At 71.0% G+C, this 6295-nt stretch carries 9 protein-coding genes; all 9 read left to right on the top strand.

The window, feature by feature from the left end; all coding sequences use genetic code 11:
* Positions 1-769: OmpA/MotB family protein (locus tag H0523_RS25390; RefSeq protein WP_180180188.1), on the top strand; the 769-nt coding region annotated here is incomplete at its 5' end.
* A gap of 123 nt (positions 770-892) precedes the next feature.
* Positions 893-1279, top strand: coding sequence for a hypothetical protein (locus H0523_RS25385; RefSeq protein WP_054434156.1), 387 nt, complete (start codon positions 893-895; stop codon positions 1277-1279).
* Positions 1276-1467, top strand: coding sequence for a helix-turn-helix transcriptional regulator (locus tag H0523_RS25380; protein WP_054434154.1), 192 nt, complete (start codon positions 1276-1278; stop codon positions 1465-1467). Before H0523_RS25385 ends, H0523_RS25380 begins: the two co-directional genes overlap by 4 nt.
* 116 nt (positions 1468-1583) lie before the next feature.
* Positions 1584-1937, top strand: a complete 354-nt coding sequence (locus H0523_RS25375; RefSeq protein WP_054434152.1) for a YciI family protein — start codon at positions 1584-1586, stop codon at positions 1935-1937.
* Positions 1938-2101: 164 nt separating this feature from the next.
* Positions 2102-2512 (top strand): YciI family protein, encoded by a 411-nt coding sequence (locus H0523_RS25370; RefSeq protein WP_054434150.1) that lies wholly within the window; start codon positions 2102-2104, stop codon positions 2510-2512.
* A gap of 27 nt (positions 2513-2539) precedes the next feature.
* Entirely contained in the window at positions 2540-2947 is a 408-nt protein-coding gene (locus tag H0523_RS25365) for a VOC family protein (protein ID WP_054434148.1), read from the top strand.
* On the top strand, positions 2944-4236 hold the full coding sequence (locus H0523_RS25360) for an RNA polymerase sigma factor (RefSeq protein ID WP_054434145.1): 1293 nt from the start codon (positions 2944-2946) through the stop codon (positions 4234-4236). Before H0523_RS25365 ends, H0523_RS25360 begins: the two co-directional genes overlap by 4 nt.
* Before the next feature lie 37 nt (positions 4237-4273).
* Positions 4274-5164, top strand: coding sequence for an AraC family transcriptional regulator (locus tag H0523_RS25355; RefSeq protein WP_231689976.1), 891 nt, complete (start codon positions 4274-4276; stop codon positions 5162-5164).
* A gap of 98 nt (positions 5165-5262) precedes the next feature.
* Positions 5263-6216 carry a DMT family transporter gene (locus H0523_RS25350; RefSeq protein ID WP_054434144.1) on the top strand — a complete coding sequence of 318 codons (954 nt, stop codon included), beginning with the start codon at positions 5263-5265 and terminating at the stop codon, positions 6214-6216.
* Positions 6217-6295: the final 79 nt, after the last annotated feature.

Genomic DNA, 6295 nt, shown 5'->3' with positions numbered 1-6295 from the left:
CGGCGCGCCGGCCACGGCCGCCCCGGCCGCCGAGGGCGAGGTGGTGACGCAGGCCGCCGCGCCGCTGAAGGCGCCGTCCAAGGAATCGCTTGGCCTGGGTGACCTGGGCAAGTCGGTCGACGTCATCATCAACGAACAGTCGGTCAGCTTCCGCATCAGCAACGAGCTGCTGTTCCCCTCGGGCCAGGCCACCCTCAGCCCGTCGGGCCTGGACGTGATCAAGCGCCTGGCCGCGATCCTCAACAAGAACGAGTACCAGGTGTCGGTCGAGGGCCACAGCGACCCCGTGCCGATCCAGACCCGCCAGTTCGCCTCCAACTGGGAACTGTCCAGCAGCCGCGCCACCAGCGTGCTGCGCGAACTGGTGCGCGACGGCGTGGCCGGCAGCCGCCTGCGCGCCGTGGGCTACGCCGAGACGCGTCCGATCGAGTCCAACGACACGCCGGCCGGCCGCGCCGCCAACCGCCGCGTCGAACTGATCATGGACATCACCGCCCCGGCCAAGCCGGCCCAGGCCGACGCCAAGGGCACGGACGGCAAGCCGGCGGCCGCCGCCGCGAACGGCAAGGCCAGGCCGGCCGAAGCCAAGGCCGCGGATACCAAGGCTGCCGATGCCAAGACCGCCGATGCCAAGGCAGCCGATGCCAAGCCGGCCGAGACCGCGGCGGCGACCGTCCCGCGCGAAGCCGCCCCCGAGGCCGCCCCGCCGGAAGCCACGCCGCCCTCGACCCTGACGCCGACCGAGGCCACCGCCGCCACCCAGTCCTGATCGCGCTCCCCCAAACCGGCCGCAGCCGGTTTTATTTTGACCGTCGATGTAAAGGAACCTTGACACCACGAAATCGTGTCGCCACAATGTCAAGCACGCTTTACACAACCGGAGATCGACCTCATGCATCAAACCCAGGCGCGACGCCTGTATCTCAAGGAATTCGGCGGCGCCATGGCGCTGTACGTGGCGATGGTGGCCATGTCGATCTACGCCGGCCTGCATCTCGAACCGGGCGCGCCGCGCACCGTCCTGCTGGCCAGCCCGGTGCTGGCGATCCTGCTGGTGATCCGCGCCGTCGTGCGCCAGATCCGCCGTTCCGACGAGTTCATCCGCAAGACCACGGCCGAACACCTGGCCATTGCCGCCACGGCGACGGCGGGCATCACCTTCACCTACGGCTTCCTGGAACTGGCCGGCTTTCCGCGCCTCAGCATGTTCTTCGTCTGGCCGCTGATGGCCGCCGCCTGGCTCGCCACCAGCGCCATCGACCACCTGCGCCACCGATGAAAAACCTGATCCGCGATCTGCGCGCCGAACGCGGCTGGAGCCAGGCCGCGCTGGCCGAACAGTTGAACGTGTCGCGCCAGACGGTCAATGCCATCGAGACCGGCCGCTACGACCCGAGCCTGCCGCTGGCTTTCGCCATCGCCCGCGTGTTCGGTCTGCCGATCGAGACGATCTTCCAGGAAGACTGAAGCGGCGCGATCCCGCGCCGCGCAAACAGCGGTAATCTGGCGGCTGCCTCGCCGCGCATCCCTCGGCGCGCGGCCGTTTGCCATGTCCACCGGGCCCCGCCCGCCAGGAACCCGCCATGCCGTACATGCTTCTGATCGTCGAACCCACCGGCCAGCGCGCCGAGCGCACCCCTGAACAGGGCCGCGATGCCTACGCGCAGATGCTGCGCTATGCGGAAGGCCTGCAGGCGCGCGGGCTGCTGGCGCGCGCCGAATCCCTCAAGTCCGACCGGGAAGGCGTGCGCCTGCGTGTGCGCGACGGCCAGCGCACGCTGGTCGACGGCCCCTTCGCCGAGGCCAAGGAGATGATCGGCGGCTTCTTCCTGCTCACCTGCGACGACCGCGAACAGGCCCTGGCGCTGGCGGCCGAGTGCCCGGCCGCGCAATGGGCCACGGTCGAGGTGCGCGAGCTGGGACCCTGTTTCCTGTAGCGCCCGCGCGCCGACCGCGCCGCGCGGGCCGGCCAGCCCCTGCATCGCTAGGTATTTACCCTGATTCGAGCGTCCGCCTGTCGATTCGCGAGCCCGTCATGCGTCGTGCCAGTACCGACCCCGCCGCGGCCAGCGCGCGGGGCCTTGCCACCAGGAGACTTCCCATGCGATTCATGATCATCGTCCGCGCCAACGCCGACAGCGAGGCCGGCAAGCTGCCCGAGGCCAGCCTGCTCGACGCCATGGCCACCTACCACGAGAGCCTGGCCAAGGCCGGCGTGCTGCTGGACGCCAACGGCCTGCAGCCGTCGTCCAAGGGCTGGCGGGTGCAGTACGACAACGGCCAGCGCAAGGTGGTCGACGGCCCCTTCGCCGACACCAAGGAACTGATCGCCGGCTACACCATGATCCAGGTCCGCTCGCGCGAGGAAGCCATGCAATGGACGCTGCGCTTTCCCGACCCGTTCCCCGGCCAGCCCTGCGCCATCGAAGTGCGCCAGGTCTATGAGCTGGACGACTTCGCGCCCGGCAAGGAAATCGAGCGCTTCCGCGAACTGCCCGGCAACGGCCACTGATCCCCCTCCTTTCTCGCGAGACACGCCATGCACAAGCAGATCTTCGTCAACCTTCCCATCGCCGACATGGCGAAATCGCAGGCCTTCTTCAAGAGCCTGGGGTTCAGCTTCAATCCGCAATTCACCAATGACCAGGGCGCCTGCATGGTCGTGGGCGAGAACATCTACGTCATGCTGCTGGTGAAGGATTTCTTCCAGGGTTTCACCAACAAACCCGTCGTCGATGCCAAGGGCGCCACCGAATCCCTGATCGCGCTGTCCTGCGAAAGCCGCGCCGAGGTCGACGACCTGGTCGCGCGCGCCAAGGCGGCGGGCGGCGCCGCGCCGCGCCCGCCGCAGGACCATGGCTTCATGTACGGACACGGGTTCGATGACCTGGACGGCCACATCTGGGAAGTGTTCTACATGGAACCCGGCGCGACGCCGCAAGCATGACCGCGGCGACCGGATCGGCGGCAACCCACCGCGCCATCGAAGCCGTCTGGCGCATCGAGGCCGCCAGCGTCATCGCCGGCGTCGCGCGGCTGGTGCGCGATGTCGGCCTGGCCGAGGAACTGGCCCAGGACGCGCTGGTGGCCGCACTGGAGCGCTGGCCGGCCAGCGGCGTGCCGGACAACCCGGGAGCGTGGCTCATGACCACCGCGAAAAACCGCGCGCGCGACCGCCTGCGGCTGGACGCCATCCACCGCCGCAAGCACGAGCAAATAGGGCACGAGCTCGAAGCGCTGCAGGCCGACGTCGAGCCCGACTTCGTCGAGGCATTGGACGCCGCGCGCCAGGATGACATCGGCGACGACCTGCTGCGCCTGATCTTCACCGCCTGCCACCCGCTGCTGTCGACCGAGGCGCGCGTGGCGCTGACGCTGCGCCTGCTGGGCGGGCTGTCGACCGCCGAGATCGCGCGCGCCTTCCTGGCCTCGGAATCGACCATCGCCCAGCGCATCGTGCGGGCCAAGCGCAGCCTGACCGCGGCGCGCGTGCCGTTCGAGGTGCCCGGGCCGCAGGAACGCGCGGCGCGGCTGGCCTCGGTGCTGGAAGTGATCTACCTGATCTTCAACGAAGGCTATGCCGCCACCGCCGGCCAGGACTGGATGCGGCCGGCGCTGTGCGACGAGGCCCTGCGGCTGGGCCGCATCCTGGCGCAACTGGCGCCCGGCGACAGCGAAGTGCACGGGCTGGTGGCGCTGATGGAATTGCAGGCCTCGCGCCTGCATGCCCGCAGCGACGCCGAGGGCCGTCCGGTGCTGCTGCTGGAACAGGATCGCGGCCGCTGGGACACGCTGCTGATCCGGCGCGGCCTGGCCGCGCTGGAACGCGCCGAAAGCCTGGGCGGGGCCAGCGGTCCGTATGCCCTGCAGGCCGGCCTGGCCGCCTGCCATGCGCGGGCGCGGCAGGCCGGGGACACCGACTGGCCGCGCATCGTGGCGCTGTACGACGCGCTGGCGCAGGCCATGCCGTCGCCCGTGGTGGAACTGAACCGCGCGGTGGCCGTGGGCATGGCGTTCGGGCCCCAGGCCGGACTGGATCTGGCCGACGCGCTGGCGCGCGACCCGGCGCTGGCCAACTATCACTGGCTGCCCAGCGTGCGCGGCGACCTGCTGGCCAAGCTAGGCCGTCACGCCGAGGCGCTGGCGGAATTCGAGCGCGCCGCCGGCATGACGCGCAACGACCGCGAGCGCGAGATGCTGCTGGCGCGCGCCGCCGCCATGCGGGCGGCGGGATAGGCCGGCGCGGCGCCGCCGAACGTGCTTAAATTCCGTCATGGCCTCTTTCCTGCCCTCCGCCGGCGGCGTCCCTGTCGCCCCCGACGCGCGCCCCGAACCGCTGATCGCGGGCGTGCCGCAGGCCTTCGACCACCCCAATGACCGCGCCGAATTCCGGCGCCCGGCGCACCGGCCGGGCATCGAGCTATACCGCGCCCACATCATCCGCCACGCCTTCGAGCCGCACACCCACGAGGCCTTCGGCCTGGGCGCCATCGAGACCGGGGTGGAACGCTTCCGCTACCGTGGCGCCGAGCACCTGGCGCCGCCCGGCTCGGTGGTGCGGATGAACCCCGACGAACTGCACACCGGCCGCGCCGAGACCGAGGGCGGCTGGCGCTACCGCATGGCCTACATCGACCCCGCCGTGGTCGAACAGGTGGCCGGCGAGGCCGATTGGTGGTTCGACTGCGCGGTCAGCCACGACAGCGCCAGCGCGCAACGCGTCACCGCCCTGCTGGACGCGCTGTGGCAGGCGCGTGAACCGCTGGCGTTCGACAGCGCCCTGCACGCGCTGCTGGCCGAGTTCCGCCGCCATGCCCGCGTGCCGCGGCCGCCGCGCCCCGAAGCCGCGGCGCGCTTCACCCACGTCATCGACTACCTGCGCGCCCACCTGGCGCGCCGTCTCACCCTCGAAGAACTGGCCGACGTCGCCGGACTCAGCCCGTTCCACTTCCTGCGCAGCTTCCAGGCGCAGTACCACGCCACGCCGCAGCAGACATTGATGGCGCTGCGCCTGTTCGAGGCCAAGCGGCTGCTGGCCGCGGGCGAGACGCCAGCGCAGACCGCGCTGGCCGCCGGCCTGACCGACCAGGCCCACCTGACCCGCGCCTTCACCCGCCGCTACGGCGTCACGCCGGCGCGCTACCAGAAGCAAGTGCGCGCCTGAACCGCCGCTCCGGCGCCGCAGCAATCTGGTACAAGACCGGCCGCCGCGGCCGTCGCTAGACTGGCCCATCTGTTGAATTTCGCGATGGGAACACAGCTATGTGGGCAGGAACCTCTTACGCCCTGGCGGCCGGACTGATGTGGGGGCTGGTATTCGTCGGCCCCTTGCTGCTGCCCGAATACCCCGCCGCCCTGCAATCGGTGGCGCGCTACCTGGCGTTCGGCCTGATCGCCATTCCGCTCGCCTGGCTGGACCGCAAGGCGCTGCGCCAGCTCGGCCGCGCCGACTGGATCGAGGCGCTCAAGCTGGCGGCCATCGGCAACCTGCTGTACTACCTGTGCCTGGCCAGCGCCATCCAGCGCGCCGGCGGCCCGGTGCCGACCATGATCATCGGCACCCTGCCGGTGGTGATCGCCATCTGCGCCAACCTGCGCAACGCGCGCCGCGACGGCCGCCTGCCGTGGAAGCGGCTGGCGCCCTCGCTGGTGCTGATCGCGCTGGGCATCGGCTGCGTCAACCAGGTGGAACTGCAGGCGCTGCGCCAGGAGGCCGACGCCGACCTGTCGCGCTACGCCATCGGCGCGGTGCTGGCGCTGGCCGCGGTCGCCTGCTGGACCTGGTATCCGCTGCGCAACGCCGACTGGTTGCGCAACCATCCCGGCCGCAGCCCGCGCACCTGGGCCACCGCCCAGGGCGTGGCGACCCTGCCGCTGGCGCTGGCCGGCTACGGCCTGCTGTGGGCCGGCATGGCCGCCACCGGCAGCGACTTCGCCATGCCGCTGGGACCGCGCCCCGACGTGTTCCTGGGCCTGATGATCATCATCGGCCTGTTCTCGTCATGGCTCGGCACGCTGTGCTGGAACGAAGCCAGCCAGCGCCTGCCGACGGCGCTGGTCGGGCAGCTGATCGTGTTCGAAACGCTGGCGGCGCTGGCCTACGCCTTCATCCTACGCGGCAGCATGCCGCAGCCGCTGACGCTGGCCGGCATCGCGCTGCTGATGATCGGCGTGCTGAGCGCGGTGCGGGTCAAGCCCGAGCCGCTGCCCGCTTAGAGGCATGTCGACCGCCAACCGGCCGACGCCGGGCGGCCGATGGTTGGCGGTCGATGGTCGGCGACCCGGGCTCGGCGGC

It is taken from the genome of Achromobacter insuavis (genome assembly GCF_902859645.1).
Lineage (GTDB): Bacteria > Pseudomonadota > Gammaproteobacteria > Burkholderiales > Burkholderiaceae_B > Achromobacter > Achromobacter insuavis.
This window is presented reverse-complemented; position numbering and strand designations above follow the sequence as displayed.

Bases quoted from the DNA above. Each gene is read 5' to 3' on its own strand.
- H0523_RS25350 (WP_054434144.1), top strand. From the start codon at position 5,263: ATGTGGGCAGGAACCTCTTACGCCCTGGCGGCCGGACTGATGTGGGGG.
- H0523_RS25375 (WP_054434152.1), top strand. From the start codon at position 1,584: ATGCCGTACATGCTTCTGATCGTCGAACCCACCGGCCAGCGCGCCGAG.
- H0523_RS25365 (WP_054434148.1), top strand. From the start codon at position 2,540: ATGCACAAGCAGATCTTCGTCAACCTTCCCATCGCCGACATGGCGAAA.
- H0523_RS25370 (WP_054434150.1), top strand. From the start codon at position 2,102: ATGCGATTCATGATCATCGTCCGCGCCAACGCCGACAGCGAGGCCGGC.
- H0523_RS25360 (WP_054434145.1), top strand. From the start codon at position 2,944: ATGACCGCGGCGACCGGATCGGCGGCAACCCACCGCGCCATCGAAGCC.
- H0523_RS25385 (WP_054434156.1), top strand. From the start codon at position 893: ATGCATCAAACCCAGGCGCGACGCCTGTATCTCAAGGAATTCGGCGGC.
- H0523_RS25380 (WP_054434154.1), top strand. From the start codon at position 1,276: ATGAAAAACCTGATCCGCGATCTGCGCGCCGAACGCGGCTGGAGCCAG.
- H0523_RS25355 (WP_231689976.1), top strand. From the start codon at position 4,274: ATGGCCTCTTTCCTGCCCTCCGCCGGCGGCGTCCCTGTCGCCCCCGAC.